The 17,103-nt window shown below is 59.8% G+C and carries 15 protein-coding genes and 1 pseudogene; 14 read left to right on the forward strand and 2 right to left on the reverse strand.

Annotated elements, in window-relative coordinates; genetic code table 11:
- Positions 1 to 116: 116 nt before the first annotated feature.
- Positions 117 to 1,652 (forward strand): 2,3-bisphosphoglycerate-independent phosphoglycerate mutase, encoded by a 1,536-nt coding sequence (gpmI, locus tag AAAB16_RS00435; protein ID WP_340661552.1) that lies wholly within the window; start codon positions 117 to 119, stop codon positions 1,650 to 1,652.
- Positions 1,653 to 1,788: 136 nt separating this feature from the next.
- Here the strand turns inward: gpmI and rsgA are convergent, their stop codons facing one another.
- On the reverse strand, positions 1,789 to 2,820 hold the full coding sequence (gene rsgA, locus AAAB16_RS00440; RefSeq protein WP_340661553.1) for a small ribosomal subunit biogenesis GTPase RsgA: 1,032 nt from the start codon (positions 2,818 to 2,820) through the stop codon (positions 1,789 to 1,791).
- A gap of 129 nt (positions 2,821 to 2,949) precedes the next feature.
- On the opposite strand from rsgA, the gene orn reads away from it, so the two are divergent.
- The gene (gene orn, locus AAAB16_RS00445) at positions 2,950 to 3,495 is read left to right on the forward strand and encodes an oligoribonuclease (protein ID WP_340661554.1); all 546 of its coding nucleotides are present in this window, start codon (positions 2,950 to 2,952) and stop codon (positions 3,493 to 3,495) included.
- Between the two features lie 155 nt (positions 3,496 to 3,650).
- Here the strand turns inward: orn and queG are convergent, their stop codons facing one another.
- Positions 3,651 to 4,712: a tRNA epoxyqueuosine(34) reductase QueG gene (gene queG / locus AAAB16_RS00450; RefSeq protein WP_340661555.1), complete on the reverse strand. Its 1,062-nt coding sequence runs from the start codon at positions 4,710 to 4,712 to the stop codon at positions 3,651 to 3,653.
- A gap of 105 nt (positions 4,713 to 4,817) precedes the next feature.
- Here queG and AAAB16_RS00455 point away from each other — a divergent pair.
- The 12 genes and pseudogenes from AAAB16_RS00455 to AAAB16_RS00510 form a co-directional block, all read left to right on the forward strand.
- Positions 4,818 to 5,651 (forward strand): annotated as a pseudogene (locus AAAB16_RS00455) (NAD(P)H-hydrate dehydratase); the annotation flags it as partial.
- A complete protein-coding gene (gene tsaE, locus AAAB16_RS00460) occupies positions 5,639 to 6,118 on the forward strand; it encodes a tRNA (adenosine(37)-N6)-threonylcarbamoyltransferase complex ATPase subunit type 1 TsaE (protein WP_340661556.1) in 480 nt (159 codons plus the stop codon). The pseudogene AAAB16_RS00455 and the gene tsaE, both read left to right, overlap by 13 nt.
- A gap of 15 nt (positions 6,119 to 6,133) precedes the next feature.
- The gene (locus AAAB16_RS00465; protein ID WP_340661557.1) at positions 6,134 to 7,564 is read left to right on the forward strand and encodes an N-acetylmuramoyl-L-alanine amidase; all 1,431 of its coding nucleotides are present in this window, start codon (positions 6,134 to 6,136) and stop codon (positions 7,562 to 7,564) included.
- On the forward strand, positions 7,561 to 9,459 hold the full coding sequence (gene mutL, locus AAAB16_RS00470) for a DNA mismatch repair endonuclease MutL (protein ID WP_340661558.1): 1,899 nt from the start codon (positions 7,561 to 7,563) through the stop codon (positions 9,457 to 9,459). Before AAAB16_RS00465 ends, mutL begins: the two co-directional genes overlap by 4 nt.
- A gap of 12 nt (positions 9,460 to 9,471) precedes the next feature.
- Positions 9,472 to 10,446, forward strand: a complete 975-nt coding sequence (miaA, locus tag AAAB16_RS00475) for a tRNA (adenosine(37)-N6)-dimethylallyltransferase MiaA (RefSeq protein WP_340661559.1) — start codon at positions 9,472 to 9,474, stop codon at positions 10,444 to 10,446.
- A 93-nt stretch (positions 10,447 to 10,539) separates the two neighbouring features.
- The gene (gene hfq / locus AAAB16_RS00480; RefSeq protein ID WP_108097895.1) at positions 10,540 to 10,800 is read left to right on the forward strand and encodes an RNA chaperone Hfq; all 261 of its coding nucleotides are present in this window, start codon (positions 10,540 to 10,542) and stop codon (positions 10,798 to 10,800) included.
- A 12-nt stretch (positions 10,801 to 10,812) separates the two neighbouring features.
- On the forward strand, positions 10,813 to 12,114 hold the full coding sequence (gene hflX / locus AAAB16_RS00485; protein WP_340661560.1) for a ribosome rescue GTPase HflX: 1,302 nt from the start codon (positions 10,813 to 10,815) through the stop codon (positions 12,112 to 12,114).
- A 96-nt stretch (positions 12,115 to 12,210) separates the two neighbouring features.
- Positions 12,211 to 13,377 (forward strand): FtsH protease activity modulator HflK, encoded by a 1,167-nt coding sequence (hflK, locus tag AAAB16_RS00490; RefSeq protein ID WP_340661561.1) that lies wholly within the window; start codon positions 12,211 to 12,213, stop codon positions 13,375 to 13,377.
- Positions 13,377 to 14,246 (forward strand): protease modulator HflC, encoded by an 870-nt coding sequence (gene hflC / locus AAAB16_RS00495; protein ID WP_340661562.1) that lies wholly within the window; start codon positions 13,377 to 13,379, stop codon positions 14,244 to 14,246. The genes hflK and hflC overlap by 1 nt, the downstream gene beginning before the upstream one ends.
- Positions 14,247 to 14,356: 110 nt before the next feature.
- Positions 14,357 to 14,542, forward strand: coding sequence for a DUF2065 domain-containing protein (locus tag AAAB16_RS00500; RefSeq protein ID WP_110615709.1), 186 nt, complete (start codon positions 14,357 to 14,359; stop codon positions 14,540 to 14,542).
- 32 nt (positions 14,543 to 14,574) lie between these two features.
- On the forward strand, positions 14,575 to 15,762 hold the full coding sequence (locus tag AAAB16_RS00505) for an ATP phosphoribosyltransferase regulatory subunit (protein ID WP_340661563.1): 1,188 nt from the start codon (positions 14,575 to 14,577) through the stop codon (positions 15,760 to 15,762).
- A gap of 51 nt (positions 15,763 to 15,813) precedes the next feature.
- On the forward strand, positions 15,814 to 17,103 hold a 1,290-nt coding region (locus tag AAAB16_RS00510; RefSeq protein ID WP_340661564.1), incomplete at its 3' end, for an adenylosuccinate synthase.

The following is a 17,103-nucleotide window of genomic DNA, read 5'->3' on the forward strand; positions in this document are numbered from 1 at the left end:
CTCATTGACTACAGTCAACTCCGCTTCGTCCCCCGTTTTTGCCTTGCCTGACCTTCGCTCGCTACGTTTTCGAGCCAATTAACCCAAAAATATTTCCTCCAAAAGCGAGCCGGATAATGACTGCCACGCCCAAACCACTGGTGCTAATCATCCTCGATGGCTTCGGTCACAGTGACAGCCCCGAGTCCAACGCCATCTACGCCGCCAACACCCCCGTTTACCATCACCTGCGCGCCACCCAGCCTAACGGGCTGATTTCTGGCAGCGGTATGGATGTGGGCTTGCCCGACGGGCAAATGGGTAACTCGGAAGTCGGCCATATGAACCTCGGCGCTGGCCGCGTGGTGTACCAAGACTTCACCCGCGTGACCAAAGCTATCCGCGACGGCGAGTTCTTCGAAAATCCGGCCATCGTTACCGCCGTGGATAAGGCCGTAAGCGCCGGCAAAGCCGTGCATATCCTCGGCCTACTTTCCGATGGCGGCGTACACAGCCATCAGGACCATCTGGTCGCCATGGCAGAACTGGCTGCCCAGCGCGGCGCCGAACACATCTACCTGCACGCTTTTCTCGACGGCCGCGACACCCCGCCGAAGAGCGCGCAACCGTCGCTGCAATTGCTGGACGACACCTTCGCCAAACTTGGTAAAGGCCGCACCGCCACCATCATTGGCCGCTACTTTGCCATGGACCGCGACAACCGCTGGGACCGCGTTGAGCAGGCCTACAGCCTGATCGTCGACAGCAAGGCCGAGTTCACCGCCGACAACGCCCAGGCTGCGTTGGAGGCCGCCTACGGCCGTGGCGAGAGCGACGAATTCGTCAAAGCCACACGCATTGGCGCGCCAGCGAAAGTGCAAGACGGCGACGCCGTGATCTTTATGAACTTCCGCGCTGACCGCGCCCGCGAACTGACTCGCGCTTTTGTCGAGCCCGACTTCGCCGACTTCACCCGCGCGCGCGCCCCGCAATTGGCCGGCTTTGTCATGCTCACCCAGTACGCCGCCAGCATCAAAGCGCCCATCGCCTTTGCCGCCAGCAGCCTGGACAACGTGCTGGGCGAATACTTGGCGAAAAACGGCAAAACCCAACTGCGCATCGCCGAAACCGAGAAGTATGCCCACGTCACCTTCTTCTTTTCCGGCGGGCGCGAAGAACCGTTTGAAGGCGAAGAGCGCATTCTGATTCCATCGCCAAAAGTCGCCACCTACGACCTGCAGCCGGAAATGAACGCGCCGATTGTTACCGACCGCATCGTCGAAGCCATTGAGCAGCAGCGCTACGACGTTATCGTGGTCAACTACGCCAACGGCGATATGGTCGGCCACACCGGTGTGTTTTCCGCTGCGGTTAAAGCCGTGGAATGCCTCGACGAATGCGTCGGCCGTATCGTTGCTGCGCTGGACAAAGTGGGCGGCGAAGCGCTGATCACCGCCGACCACGGCAACGTCGAACAAATGCAAGACGAAAGCACCGGCCAAGCCCACACCGCCCATACCTGCGAGCCGGTGCCGTTTATCTACGTGGGTAAACGCCCGCTGAAAATCCGCGATGGCGGCGTGTTGGCTGACGTGGCGCCGACCATGCTGGCGTTGCTGGGCTTGCCTAAGCCTGCGGAAATGACCGGCGAGAGCATCGTTATCCTGGCATAACGTCAAACCGGGGTGCTGTGCGCACCCCTTACGCGGTTCGGTGCTTACCGCTCCACCTGCGGGCAGAGGTTTTTTTGCTTTGCCATAAAAAAGGCCGCGTATTAACGCGGCCTTTTCGTTTCAGCAGTTCGCAGCCCTAGTAATCCTGTTCCGGCAGGGTCGAAATAATGTGCCGGTAACTGGCCATGCGCTGCGGTTGCACGCGGCCCTCTTCCAGTGCTTTAAGCAAGGCGCAACCGGGTTCGCGGTCATGTTTGCAGTCGCGGAAACGGCACTGGCCGATGAGGTCGTGGAACTCGATAAAACCAGCTTCTACGTCATCACGGCTGACATGCACCAAGCCGAATTCGCGGATACCGGGGGAGTCGATCAGCTCGCCGCCGCCAGGAAAGTGAAACAGCCGCGCCGTGGTGGTGGTGTGCGTGCCTTTGCCGGTCAGCTCCGACAGTGGCCCCACACGGGTTTCCACTTCCGGCAGCAGGCTGTTGACCAGGGAGGACTTGCCCACGCCCGACTGCCCCACAAACACGCTGACATGCCCATCCAGCTCAGCCTGCAACAGCTGCATGCCATTGCCATGGTGCGCCGACACTTCCAGCAGCGGATAACCCAGTTGGCGATAAACGCCCAACAGCGCATTCAACGCCACGGCGTTTTTATCGTCGATAAGATCGGCCTTGTTCAGCAGCAACAAAGGGCGGATGCCGGCATGTTCGGCGGCTACCAGGTAGCGGTCGATCAGATTGGCGTGGGGTTCTGGCAGCGGGGCGAAGACGATAACGATCAGGTCGACGTTGGACGCCACGGGCTTGAGCTGGCCGCGGCTGTCAGGGCGGCATAGCTCAGTTTTGCGCGGCAACTGCGCGACGATAACACCGATGCCTTGGTTGCCGGCGCGCCATACCACTTGGTCGCCGGTGACCAGTGCAGGCAGGTTGGCACGTAGGTGGCAGCGGAAGACTTGGCCGGCCAATTCGCCGTCTTGCGCTTCTACTTCCACTTGCACGCCGAAGTGGGCGATCACCAGGCCAATTTGCTCTGGGCCGAGGTCGCCGCCTTCCAGTGCGTCGAGTGACTGCGACTCGCGCTTGGCGGCACGCGCGGCGCGCTCGCCTTGAATCTTGTCAATGCGCCAGTTTTGGCGACGGTTGAGCTGGCGTTTGGCCATGGGACTTCCGGTTAACAATACGAGGCCTGCGTGAGCGCAGGTGGGCGCGGAGTTTAGCACGCCGCTCGAGTCTGCCGCCGCGTGCTGTGGCTGAGCTAAACTGCGCCACTACGTACGAGGAGCGCCATTATGCAAAACCCGCAGAACTTGATCTGGATCGATCTGGAAATGACCGGCCTGGAGCCGGAAACCGATGTGATCATCGAAATGGCCACCATCGTTACCGACAGCAATCTCAACGTGCTGGCCGAAGGCCCGGTGATTGCCGTGCATCAAAGTGATGAAGTATTGGCCGCTATGGACGAATGGTGCACCCGCACCCACGGCGAAAGCGGTCTGACCCAGCGTGTGCGCGAGAGCAAAATCAGCGCCCAAGAAGCCGAAGCGCAGACCATCGCCTTCCTTGAGCAGTGGGTGCCCAAGGGCAAGTCGCCCATCTGCGGCAACAGCATTGGCCAGGATCGTCGTTTCCTCTACCGCTATATGCCCAACCTGGAAGCGTACTTTCACTACCGTTACCTGGACGTTTCCACCCTTAAAGAGCTGGTCGTGCGTTGGGCGCCGCAGATTCGTGATGGCTTTAGCAAGAAGGGCAGCCACCTGGCGCTGGACGATATTTACGACTCCATCGCAGAGCTGAAGTACTACCGCGAGCACTTTATTAAGAAGTTTTGATAGCGGGCGCTGGGCTCACGTTGCTCGGACCGATCCAGCCTACAGTTCTGAATACCGTCATTCCCGCGAAGGCGGGAACCTAGGCGTTTTCAGGCGTGCGTATGTCGCATCCTAAATGCTGGATCCCCGCCTGCGCGGGGACGACGGTCGGACGGCTACCGTCCATGCTGGGCCAACGCCCACTGCACATGCTCACGCACCATCTCTGATCCATCCTCGCGCCGCGCTTCCAAGGCTTCCAGCACGGGAATGCTGCTCGGCGCGTTACCCAAGCCCACGGCCAAATTGCGCAGCCAGCGTTCATACCCTGCGCGCCGCAGCGGCGAGCCTTCGGTGCGGCTTAAGAACTCGTCCTCGGTCCATCTGAACAACTCCGCTAGCTGCGCGTTATCCAAACTATGCCGTGGCTGAAAGTCGCTTTGCTCGGTGGGGCGGGCGAAGCGGTTCCACGGGCAGACGATCTGGCAGTCATCGCAACCAAACACGCGGTTGCCAATCAGTGGTCGCAGCTCGGTGGGAATCGGCCCTTTGAGTTCGATGGTCAGGTAGGAAATGCAGCGCCGCGCATCCAGCACATAAGGGCCAACGAAGGCGGCGGTCGGGCAGATATCCAGGCAAGCGGTGCAACGGCCGCAGTGCTCGCTGGTGGTCGGCTCATCGACCGGCAGCGGCAAGTCGACAAACAGCTCGCCGAGAAAAAAGTAGCTGCCGGCTTTACGGTTGAGTACCAGGGTGTTTTTGCCGATCCAGCCCAGGCCGGCTTGTTCGGCAATGGCTTTTTCCAGCACCGGCGCGCTGTCGACAAAGGCGCGATAGCCAAATGGCCCGATGGCCTGCTGAATGCGTTCGGCCAGTTGTTGCAGGCGTTTGCGGATGAGCTTGTGGTAGTCGCGACCTAAGGCATAGCGCGACACATAAGCGGTTTCTGGCTGGCCCAGGCGCTGAGCCATCAGCGTGTCGCCGGGCAGGTAATCCATGCGCAGTGACACCACGCGTAAGGTGCCGGGCACCAGTTCATCCGGGTGCGAGCGTTTGCTGCCGTGGGCGCCCATGTACTCCATCTCGCCGTGGTAACCGGCATCCAGCCAGCGCTGCAAGTGCGCCTCGTGCTCGCCCAACTCCGGCCCGGCGATGCCGACTTGCTGAAAGCCGAGCTCGCGGCCCCAGTCTTTAATCGACTGGGCGAGTTGGGCGAGATCAAGGGAAGATGTGGACATGGGAGCGGGGCAACCGGGGCGGACGTGGGTATAATTCTGCCAGACATCTGAGCTGACCGACGCATGCCGCATTCTGACGACACATTGCCCACCGCTTCGCACGCCGCCGCCCAGCGCCTGGCGCCCGCCAACCTGCCGCCGTTACCACCCCGTTCACGCACCGCCCATAAAGGCCAATTCGGCCATGTGCTGGTGGTGGGCGGTGATCGCGGTTTTGGCGGCGCCACGTTGCTGACCGCCGAAACTGCTTTGCGCTGTGGCGCCGGTTTGGTGTCTTTGGCGACGCGGCCGGAGCATGTTGCTGCTGCCTTGGTGCGTCGCCCGGAAATGATGAGCGCCGGTATCAGCTCGGCCAATCAACTGCTGGCGCTGGTTAAAAAGGCCACGGTGTTGGTGGTCGGGCCAGGGCTGGGGCAAGAGGCCTGGGGCCGCAGTCTGTTCTCGGTTGTCCGTAGTTCCAAGCTGCCGCAAGTCTGGGACGCCGATGCTCTGAACCTGCTGGCTCAGGCGCCTGTTGCCATGCCTGGCAACAGCGTTATTACGCCGCACCCAGGCGAGGCCGCGCGTTTGCTGGGAATTTCCACCGCGCAAGTACAGTCAGATCGTCCAGCGGCCGCACACGCCCTGGCGCAGAAATATGCCGTAGTCGCGGTGCTCAAGGGCGCAGACAGTTTGATTGCCGCGCCCGATGGCCGTTTAAGCCTGTGTGATCACGGCCATCCGGCCATGGCCGGCGCCGGCTTGGGCGATGTGCTGGCTGGCGTGGTCGGCGCCTTGCTGGCGCAGGGGCTGGCGGCGTTCGAGGCGGCAAGTTTGGCCGTCTGGCTGCATGCCCGTGCCGGTGAGCAGCTCGGCGCCGAGGGGCGTGGTCTGGCTGCCAGTGATTTGATCGCCGTTATTCGTCAGCTTTTGCAGGAACAGTCGCCATGTCTGAAGTAAGTGTGGATATCTATAAGGCAGACGAAGAGGCGATGCTGGCCCTCGGCGCGCAGATTGCCGACGTGACGGGTGGTCGCGGCATCATTTATCTGCACGGTGACTTGGGCGCCGGTAAAACCACGCTGTCGCGCGGCATTATTCGCGGCCTGGGGCATAGCGGGGCGGTCAAAAGCCCCACCTTTACCTTGGTCGAACCCTACGAGCTGGGTGCTGTACGGGCTTACCACTTTGACCTCTACCGCCTGGCCGATCCCGAAGAGCTGGAGTTTCTTGGTATTCGCGATTATTTCGAAGGCGATGCACTGTGCCTGATCGAATGGCCGCAGCGCGGCGCCGGCGTTTTGCCAAAGGCTGACCTGACCATTACCATTAGCCCGCATAAGAGCGGGCGCTTGCTGCGTTTTACGCCACACAACAGTTTGGGCGAGACCTGGTGTGCCGCCTTAGCCAAATACGAAAAGCTTTGAACAAGCCATAAAAGAGTGGGGTTGGGTATGCGCATTCGCGCGCTGTTTACCGGGGTTGCTGTGCTGCTTGCCGTTATGGCTGCCGATGTTTTTGCTGCGTCCGATATTCGCAGCGTGCGGCTCTGGCGCGCGCCGGATAACACCCGTCTGGTATTCGACCTGTCTGGCCCGGTGACCCACAGCGTGTTCACCCTGACCTCGCCCAATCGCATCGTTATCGACGTCAATGGCGCCACCCTGGGCACCAAGCTTGAGCAACTGTCCATCGCCAACACACCGATCACTAGCGTGCGCTCGGCGCAGCGCTCGCCCACTGACCTGCGCATCGTGATCGACCTGTCTGCCCCGGTAACTCCAAAGAGTTTTACCCTGGCGCCGAACCAGCAATACGGTGATCGCCTGGTCGTCGACCTGTTCGACCAAGGCGCCGACACCGCGCCAAGCCTGCCCTCGACCAGTACTGCGTCGGCGCCGGAAGTGCCGGTGTCGCCAACCCAGCCCCTACCCAAGCAAACGCCGCCCACCCCTGGCGGTAAGCGTGACATCGTAGTGGCCATCGATGCCGGCCACGGCGGCGAAGACCCCGGCGCTCTTGGCCCGCGTGGCGCCCGAGAGAAGGACGTGGTTCTGGGCATTGCCAAAGAACTGCAACGCCAAGTGAATGCCACCAAGGGCTACCGCGCTGAGCTGGTGCGTACCGGCGACTACTTTATTCCGCTGCGTAAACGTACCGAGATCGCTCGCAAGAAAGGCGCCGACCTGTTTGTGTCGATTCATGCGGATGCCGCGCCAAGCTCGTCGGCCTTTGGCGCCTCAGTATTTGCCCTGTCTGATCGCGGCGCCACCTCGGAAACCGCGCGCTGGTTGGCTGACAGTGAAAACCGCTCCGACTTGATCGGTGGTGCCGGCAACGTCAGCCTCGACGATAAAGACCCGATGCTGGCGGGCGTACTGCTCGATCTGTCGATGACCGCGTCGTTGTCTTCCAGCCTTAACGTCGGTCAGAAGGTGTTGAGCAATCTTGGTAGCGTTACCTCGCTGCACAAGCGCCGTGTTGAACAAGCCGGGTTTATGGTGCTGAAGTCGCCGGATATCCCGTCGATTCTGGTGGAAACCGGTTTTATCTCGAACCCTAACGAGTCGGTAAAGCTTGCTTCCGGTAGCCATCAACAGTCGCTGGCCCGTTCGATTTCCAGTGGTATTCGCCAGTTCTTCCAGCAGAACCCGCCACCGGGCACTTACATCGCCTGGATGCGTGACTCGGGCAAAATTGCGCCCGGCCCGCGCGACCATTTGGTGGCGCCCGGCGAGAGCCTGGCGATGATTGCCCAGCGTTATCAGGTGAGCCAGGCAGCGATTCGCTCCAGCAATAACCTCAAGAGCGACTCCCTCAAGGTCGGCCAGCACTTGCAGATTCCGCCCACTGCGCTGGCGTCGCAGCCATGACTGCGCAGACGCTCACGCAAGCGCGGATCGAGCTACTTAGCCCGCGCCTGGCCAACCAGATTGCCGCCGGTGAGGTGGTTGAACGCCCGGCCTCGGTGATCAAAGAGCTGTTGGAAAACAGCCTCGATTCTGGCGCGTCGCGCATTGATGTCGACGTCGAATTGGGCGGCACCAAGTTGCTGCGCGTGCGTGACGATGGCAGCGGTATTGCTGCCGACGACTTGCCGCTGGCCCTGGCGCGCCACGCCACCAGCAAGATTCGCGAGTTGGAAGACCTTGAAAGCGTCATGAGCATGGGCTTTCGTGGAGAGGCGCTGGCCTCTATCAGCTCCGTAGCGCGTTTGACGCTCACCTCCCGTACTGCCGACGCCGAGCAAGCCTGGCAGGTGGAAACCGAAGGCCGCGATATGGCGCCTCGCGTGCAACCGACAGCGCACCCGGTGGGCACCTCGGTGGAAGTTCGTGACCTGTTCTTCAATACCCCGGCGCGGCGAAAATTCCTCAAAGCCGAGAAGACCGAGTTCGATCATCTTCAGGAAGTGGTCAAGCGCCTGGCGCTGGCTCGCTTTGATGTGGCGTTCCATCTGCGCCATAACGGCAAGAGCGTGTTGGCCCTGCATGAGGCTCATGACGAGACGGCACGCGCCCGTCGCGTGGCAGCAGTTTGCGGCCCGGCGTTTCTCGAGCAGGCGCTGCCGATCGAAATCGAGCGCAATGGTTTGCGCATGTGGGGTTGGGTGGGCTTGCCGACCTTTTCCCGCAGTCAGGCTGACTTGCAGTACTTCTATGTAAATGGCCGCGCGGTGCGCGACAAGCTGGTGGCCCATGCGGTACGCCAGGCCTACCGCGATGTGCTGTTCAACGGCCGGCATCCGACCTTTGTGCTGTTTCTGGAAATCGACCCTTTGGTGGTCGACGTCAATGTGCACCCGACCAAGCATGAAGTGCGCTTTCGCGATGGACGCATGGTGCATGACTTCCTCTATGGCACGCTGCACCGCGCCCTTGGTGAGGTGCGCCCGGAAGATCAATTGGCCGCTCCAGCAGCGGTGGCGGGGATGTTGCGCCCGACCGGGCAAGCGGCTGGCGAGTTTGGCCCGCAGAATGAAATGAGCCTGTCGGCCAACTTGCTGGAGCGTCCGGCGGAAAACGTTTGGCGCTCGCCAGGCAGCGGTTATCAGGGCGGCTACTCGGCGCCGACCCCTTCCCAGGGACTTCCAATAGCAGAGGCTCAGGGCGTCTACCGTGAGTACTTTGCTCCACTGGCCAATGGCGCGGCGCCGGCTCCGCTGCCCGAGAATGGCGGCGACATTCCGCCGTTGGGCTACGCGCTGGCGCAGTTGAAAGGCGTGTATATCCTCGCCGAGAACGCCATCGGCATGGTACTGGTGGATATGCATGCTGCTCACGAGCGCATCATGTACGAACGCTTGAAAGTCGCTATGGCCAGCGAAGGCCTGAGCGGCCAGCCGTTGTTGGTGCCGGAGTCGATTGCCGTGAGCCAGCGCGAAGCCGATTGCGCCGAAGAGCATGCCACCTGGTTCCAGCGCCTGGGCTTTGAATTGCAGCGCCTTGGCCCGGAAACCCTGGCGATCCGCCAGATTCCAGCGCTATTGAAACAGGCTGAAGCCAATCGCCTGGTCCATGATGTGGTGGCCGACTTGATGGAGTACGGCACCAGTGACCGCATTCAGGCGCACCTCAATGAGTTGCTCGGTACCATGGCCTGCCACGGTGCTGTGCGCGCCAATCGCCGTCTGACTATTCCGGAAATGAACGGTTTGCTTCGCGATATGGAAAGCACCGAGCGCAGCGGCCAGTGCAATCACGGCCGACCGACCTGGACCCAATTGGGCATGGACGACCTCGACAAACTCTTTATGCGCGGCCGCTAAGGACTTCCTTTTATGTCCAGTCGCCTGCCTCCGGCGATTTTCCTGATGGGGCCGACTGCTGCCGGCAAGACTGACCTGGCTATCGCGCTGAGTCAGCAGTTTCCCTGTGAGCTGGTCAGCGTCGACTCGGCGCTGGTCTATCGGGGCATGGATATCGGCACAGCCAAGCCTTCAAAGGCCCTACTGGCGGAGCACCCGCATCGTCTGATCGATATTCGCGATCCGTCCGAGCCCTATTCGGCCGCCGAGTTTTGCGCCGATGCGCTGGCCGCCATGGCTGAAATCACCGCCAAGGGCCGTATTCCGCTGCTGGTCGGCGGCACCATGCTGTATTACAAAGCGCTGCAGGACGGCTTGGCGGATATGCCGGCTGCCGATCCTGAGGTGCGTGCGCAACTTGAATTGCGTGCGGCTACTGAAGGCTGGGATGCGCTACATGCTGAATTGGCAACTATTGATCCGCAGTCGGCGGCGCGAATTCACCCCAACGATCCGCAACGTTTAAGTCGCGCCCTGGAGGTTTTTTTGGTCAGCGGCCAGACCATGACGTCGCATAGAGAGCGTCAGGCCGCTCAAAACGGCGGTTCTAGCACAGCCGCGGCCGTACAATTCCCCTATACTGTCGCGAACTTGGCAATTGCGCCTGCGCAGCGCCAGGTCTTGCACGTGCGGATTGCCGAAAGATTTCTGGCCATGATGGAACAGGGATTTGTCGAAGAGGTCGAAACCCTGCGAAATAGAGGTGACCTGCACGTGGGGTTACCGTCTATACGGGCAGTGGGTTATCGCCAAGTCTGGGATTATCTGGACGGCAGCCTGAGTCGAGAGCAAATGGTCGAGCGTGGCATCATCGCCACCCGTCAATTAGCCAAAAGACAGTTCACCTGGCTGCGCAGTTGGTCCAATCTGCACTGGCTAGACAGTCTGGATTGCGACAATCTGCCGCGTGCCTTGAAATACTTGAAGTCGGTCTCCATATTGGACTGAGACCTTGCTTATTGCCGTCTATCCTTGGGGGTGAGGCGGCGAAGTCCACCACTTTTCATACTATAACTATCGATCTCCAAAGGAGTGCGGCTCATGTCAAAAGGGCATTCGCTACAAGACCCTTACCTCAATACCCTGCGTAAGGAACGCGTACCGGTTTCAATTTATTTGGTTAACGGCATTAAGCTGCAAGGCCAGATCGAATCCTTCGACCAGTTTGTTATTTTGCTGAAAAACACTGTCAGCCAAATGGTCTACAAGCACGCTATCTCCACTGTGGTACCGAGCCGTCCGGTTCGTCTGCCTAGCGCGACAGAAGGCGAGCAAGTCGAAGCAGAACCAGGTAACGCCTGATAGGAGTCTGCTTTGTTCTTCGAGCGTCATGAAGGCGGTGAACGGGCCATCCTGGTTCATCTGGAAGGCCAAGACCCAGAGGCGCGCGAAGATCCGCAGGAGTTCCAAGAGCTCGCTCATTCAGCGGGCGCGGACACGGTGGCGTTCATTAACGTGCCACGTCATCGGCCGACCGCAAAATTTCTGATTGGCAGTGGCAAGGTCGAGGAGTTACGCGATCTGGTCAAGGCCGAGCAGGCGCATCTGGTTATCTTCAACCACATCCTTACCCCGAGTCAGGAACGTAACCTTGAACGTGTGTTCGAGTGTCGCGTGCTTGATCGCACCGGGTTGATTCTGGATATCTTTGCTCAGCGTGCCCGTACCCACGAGGGTAAGTTGCAGGTTGAGCTGGCGCAGCTTGATCACCTGAGTACGCGCCTGGTGCGCGGCTGGACTCACTTGGAGCGGCAGAAAGGCGGTATTGGTCTGCGCGGTCCTGGTGAAACCCAGTTGGAAACGGACCGTCGTTTGCTGCGCGTTCGTATCGGCCAAATCAAGCAAAAGCTCGAGCGTGTGCGCAGTCAGCGTGATCAGGCGCGTCGTGGCCGTAAGCGTGCCGATATTCCGACCGTTTCGTTGGTGGGTTACACCAACGCCGGTAAATCCACCCTGTTTAACGCCGTTACGCAGTCAGACGTTTATGCGGCGGACCAGCTGTTCGCCACCCTCGACCCAACGCTGCGGCGCTTGGAGTTGGAGGATCTTGGCCCGATCGTGCTGGCTGATACCGTGGGTTTTATCCGCCATTTGCCGCACAAACTGGTCGAGGCCTTTCGCGCTACGCTGGAGGAGTCGAGCAATTCCGATTTGCTGCTGCACGTAATCGACTCCCACGAGCCGGAGCGCCAGCAACAGATTGAGCAGGTGCTGGCGGTACTCACAGAAATTGGCGCCGATTCGCTGCCGATTCTTGAGGTCTACAACAAACTTGATTTGCTTGAGGGCGTTGAGCCGCAGATTCAGCGTGATGAGGCTGGCAAGCCGCAGCGCGTCTGGTTGTCGGCCCGTGATGGGCGCGGTTTGGATTTGCTCCAGCAAGCGGTTTCAGAACTGCTGGGTAATGACTTGTTTGTCGGTACCTTGTGCCTGCCGCAAAAGCTCGGGCGCCTGCGTGCGCAGTTTTTTGAGTTGGGCGTGGTGCAAACCGAAGCGCATGATGAGCAGGGCGCGAGCTTGTTGGCTGTGCGTGTTCCGCGTGTCGAGTTGAACCGGTTGATCAGTCGCGAAGGCTGGCAGCCGTCGGAATTTTTAGAGCAACACACTTTGCAATAAAGCCTACGACTGCGGCTTTGCTGCTGCTGGATGGCATCTGTAGCATTGGCGGGCGCGCCGTGGGCGCGTCTTTGCTTTATCAGTATGGAGAGCGCTATGGCTTGGAATGAGCCGGGTGGCAACTCGAATAATCAAGACCCTTGGGGTGGACGCAAGGGCGGCGGTGACCGCAAAGGTCCGCCTGATCTCGATGAAGCCTTCCGCAAGCTGCAGGAGAGCCTGAATGGGTTGTTCGGCGGCAGTAAAAAACGTGACAGCGACAGTGGTTCGAGTGGCAGTGGTGGCGGTGGCTTTGGCCTGATCGCTATCGTCGTTGCGGTACTCGCGGCTATCTGGCTGTACAGCGCCGTCTATGTCGTGGATGAGCAGGAGCAGGCTGTTGTACTGCGCTTCGGCAAGTACTACGAAACAGTCGGTCCAGGCCTCAACATCTATTTCCCTCCGATTGATCGCAAGTTCCAGGAAAACGTCACCCGTGAGCGTGCTTACAGCAAGCAAGGGCAGATGTTGACCGAAGACGAGAACATCATCGAAGTGCCGCTGACTGTTCAATACAAGATCAGCAATCTGCAGGACTTCGTGCTTAACGTTGATCAGCCGGAAGTGAGCCTGCAGCAGGCCACCGATAGCTCGGTCCGCCATGTGGTGGGTTCCACCGCGATGGATCAGGTGCTAACCGAAGGCCGTGAAGTGATGGCCGAGGAAGTCAAAAAACGCCTACAGGGTTTTATGACCACCTATAAAACCGGTATCACCGTGACTCAGGTGAACTTGCAAAGCGCCGCCGCGCCGCGCGAAGTTCAAGAAGCCTTTGATGACGTGATCCGTGCCCGTGAAGACGAGCAGCGCGAAAAGAACCTTGCTGAGTCCTACGCCAATGGTGTGGTGCCCGAAGCTCGCGGTCAGGCCCAGCGCCTGATTGAAGATGCCAGCGGTTACCGTGACGAAGTGGTATCCCGGGCAACCGGTGAGGCAGACCGCTTCACTAAATTGGTTGCTGAGTACCGCAAGGCGCCGGAAGTTACTCGCGAGCGTCTGTACCTGGACACCATGCAAGAGCTGATGACTAACACGAGCAAGGTCTTGGTAACCGGTGAGAAGGGGCAGAATAACCTTCTTTATCTACCGCTCGATAAGATGATCGACAGCCGTGGTGCTGCACCCGCACAGGGCTCGTCTGCCGCTACTGCTGTTCCTGATTTAGGCGCGCGGGTGAATGCCGATTTGCAGCAGCGTGATCTGCGGACAAGGGAGACTCGTTGATGAGCAATAAATCACTGGTCGCCCTGATTGTTGGCATCGTTCTCCTGCTGGCTGGTTGGAACTGCTTCTACATCGTTTCGCAAACTGAACGCGCGGTGCTGCTGCAGTTTGGTCGTATCGTCGATGTCGACGTTAAGCCTGGCCTGCATGTGAAGATTCCGTACTTCAACCAGGTGCGTAAGTTTGATGCGCGTCTGATGACGTTGGACTCCTCCACCTCGCGCTTCCTGACTCTTGAGAAAAAAGCCCTGATGGTCGATGCCTACGCCAAGTGGCGTGTGAAAGATGCAGAGACCTATTACAAGGCCACCTCCGGTATCAAGCAGATCGCCGATGAGCGTTTGTCTCGTCGTCTTGAGGCCTCGCTGCGTGACCAATTCGGTAAGCGCACCTTGCATGAGTCGGTTTCCGGCGAGCGCGATGCGTTGATGACTGAAGTGACCAGCGTGCTCAATAAAGCTGCTGAGAAAGAGCTGGGCGTTGAGGTTGTCGATGTGCGCGTCAAGGCTATCGACCTGCCGAAAGAAGTTAACCGCAGCGTGTTTGATCGCATGAGCTCCGAGCGTGAGCGCGAAGCCCGTGAGCATCGCGCCAAAGGTAAAGAGCTGGCTGAAGGTATTCGTGCCGATGCTGACCGGCAGAAGCGCGTGATCTTGGCAGAAGCGTATCGCGAGGCTGAAGAGGCTCGCGGTGATGGCGATGCGAAAGCGTCGGCTATCTACGCTCAGGCTTACGGCATGGACCAGGAGTTCTATGGTTTCTACCGCAGCCTGCGCGCTTACCGTGAAAGCTTTGCGGACAAGCGTGACGTGTTGGTACTCGATCCAAGCAGCGACTTCTTCCGTTATCTGGAAAAGTCCAAGCCTTGATAGCGTTGCTCCCGACGGTCGCTTGTCGACCGTCGGGGTGACCGATCAGGCAAAGGTTGTTATGATGCGTCAGCCGGGAAATTCCCGGCTTTTTTGCGTCTGTGGGAACCATGTGGCAGGAACTTGGCATCGCGTTATGTTTAGTGCTGGTGCTGGAAGGCATCCTGCCGTTCCTATATCCACGAGGTTGGCGTGAGACATTTATGCAGCTTTTACAGCTGTCTGATCGTCACTTACGCCTAGTCGGGCTCTCCAGCATGCTGCTGGGAACAGTCCTCCTTTACTGGCTTCATTAATGGCTGCCGCCCGCAACGAGGGGAATGGCGAAATGGCAACGGTAGACCGCTGGCTGCTGCCAGATGGCATCGAGGAAGTACTGCCGCCGGAAGCGGCGCGCATTGAAGCGGCGCGCCGCCAGGTGCTGGATCTGTTCCAGCGCTGGGGCTATGAGTTCGTCGTTACTCCACATATTGAATACCTGGAATCGCTGCTGACCGGCGCGGGCCAGGATCTGGATCTGCGCACCTTTAAAGTCATCGACCCGCAAACCGGTCGGCAGATGGGCTTTCGCGCCGACATCACGCCGCAGGTGGCGCGTATTGATGCGCATACCTTGCGCCGTGAAGGGCCGAACCGTCTGTGCTATGCCGGCAGCGTGCTGCACGCGCAGCCTCGCGCGCTGACTACCTCGCGTAGCCCGATTCAGTTGGGCGCCGAGTTGTATGGCGATGCCAGCCCGGCCAGCGACGTTGAGGTGATTAGCCTGTTGTTGGAAATGCTCGAGCTGGCCGCTGTGCCGGACGTGCATATCGACCTGGGCCATGTCGGTATCTACCGTGGTCTGGCGCGTGCTGCCAACCTGTCCGGTGAAGTTGAGCAGCAACTGTTTGACGCCCTGCAACGCAAGGCTGTTGATGAAGTGGCTGCGCTGACCGAGGACGTTCCGGCCGATTTGCAGAAAATGCTCCGCGCCCTGGCTGAACTGTGCGGTGAGCGCGAAGTGCTGGACCTGGCTCAGGCCTGCCTGGTTGAGGCGCCGGAGGATGTGCACCTGGCGCTGGATGAGCTGATTGCCATTGCCGACACGCTTGAACGTCGTTATCCCGAAGTGCCGTTGTACTTTGATCTCGGCGAGCTGCGTGGCTACCACTACCACACCGGTGTGGTGTTCGCGGCATTTGTGCCTGGCGTTGGTCAGTCAATCGCCCAGGGCGGCCGCTATGATGATATCGGTGCTGACTTTGGCCGGGCGCGCCCCGCTACTGGTTTCTCTACCGACCTGAAAACCCTGGTGACATTGGGCGCTATGCAGCTCGATGAGCCAGAGGCCGGGGTCTGGGCGCCGGACAATCACGATTTGTACCTGTGGAAGGCGGTTCGTCAGTTGCGCGCGGATAGTACTCGCGTCGTGCAGGCGTTGCCTGGCCAGGATGTTTCTGCTGCACAAGAGGCGGGCTGTGATCGCCAGTTGGTGCTCGTTGACGGGCGCTGGCAGGTTGTGCCGTTAGCTATTTAAAGGTTTCCGCTGGCTTACGGCCGGCATCAAGCTTCGAAGAGGACAAGTGTTATGGGTAAGAATGTCGTCGTCCTGGGCACCCAATGGGGTGATGAGGGCAAAGGCAAGATCGTTGATCTGCTGACTGAACACGCTGCTGCGGTCGTTCGTTACCAGGGCGGTCACAACGCAGGTCATACCCTGGTGATCAATGGCGAGAAAACCGTCTTGCACCTGATCCCCTCGGGCGTGCTGCGCGAAGGCGTGCAATGCCTGATCGGTAACGGTGTGGTGGTTGCGCCGGACGCCTTGATGCGTGAAATCATCAAGCTGGAAGAGAAAGGCGTGCCGGTGCGTGAGCGTCTGCGCATCAGCCCTGCTTGCCCGCTGATCCTTTCTTATCACGTAGCGCTGGACCAGGCCCGTGAGCGCGCTCGTGGCGAAGCCAAGATCGGCACTACCGGTCGTGGTATCGGCCCAGCTTACGAAGATAAAGTCGCCCGCCGCGGCCTGCGTATTGGCGATCTGTTCCACCGCGAACGCTTTGCCGCCAAGCTCGGCGAGTTGCTGGATTACCACAACTTCGTGCTGGTGAATTACTACAAAGAGCCGGCCATCGACTTCCAGAAAACCCTGGATGAGTGCATGGAATATGCCGAGCTGCTGAAGCCGATGATGGCGGACGTGACCTCCGTACTGCACGACCTGCGCCGCGAGAGCAAAGACATCATGTTCGAAGGCGCGCAGGGTTCTCTGCTCGACATCGACCACGGTACCTACCCCTATGTGACCAGTTCCAACACCACTGCTGGCGGTATCGCCACCGGTTCCGGTTTTGGCCCGATGTACCTGGATTACATCCTCGGCATCACCAAGGCGTACACCACTCGTGTTGGTTCGGGCCCGTTCCCGACTGAGCTCTTTGACGACGTGGGCGCGTTCCTGGCCAAGCGTGGCCACGAGTTCGGTGCTACCACCGGCCGTGCTCGTCGTTGCGGTTGGTTTGACGCCGTTATCCTGCGTCGCGCCATCGAAATCAACAGCATCTCGGGCCTGTGCCTGACCAAGCTGGACGTGCTCGACGGTCTGGAAACCATCCGTATCTGCGTGGGCTACAAAAATGAGAACGGTGCTGTGATCGACGCCCCGACCGACGCCGATAGCTATATCGGTCTTGAGCCGGTGTACGAAGAAGTGCCGGGCTGGAGCGAGTCGACCCTGGGTGCCAAGAGCCTGGACGAATTGCCGGCCAACGCTCGTGCATACATCAAGCGTGTGGAAGAGTTGGTCGGCGCGCCGATCGATATCATTTCTACCGGCCCGGACCGCAACGAAACCATCGTGCTGCGTCATCCGTTTGCC

The sequence above is a fragment of the Pseudomonas sp. genome (assembly GCF_037994325.1).
Lineage (GTDB): Bacteria > Pseudomonadota > Gammaproteobacteria > Pseudomonadales > Pseudomonadaceae > Aquipseudomonas.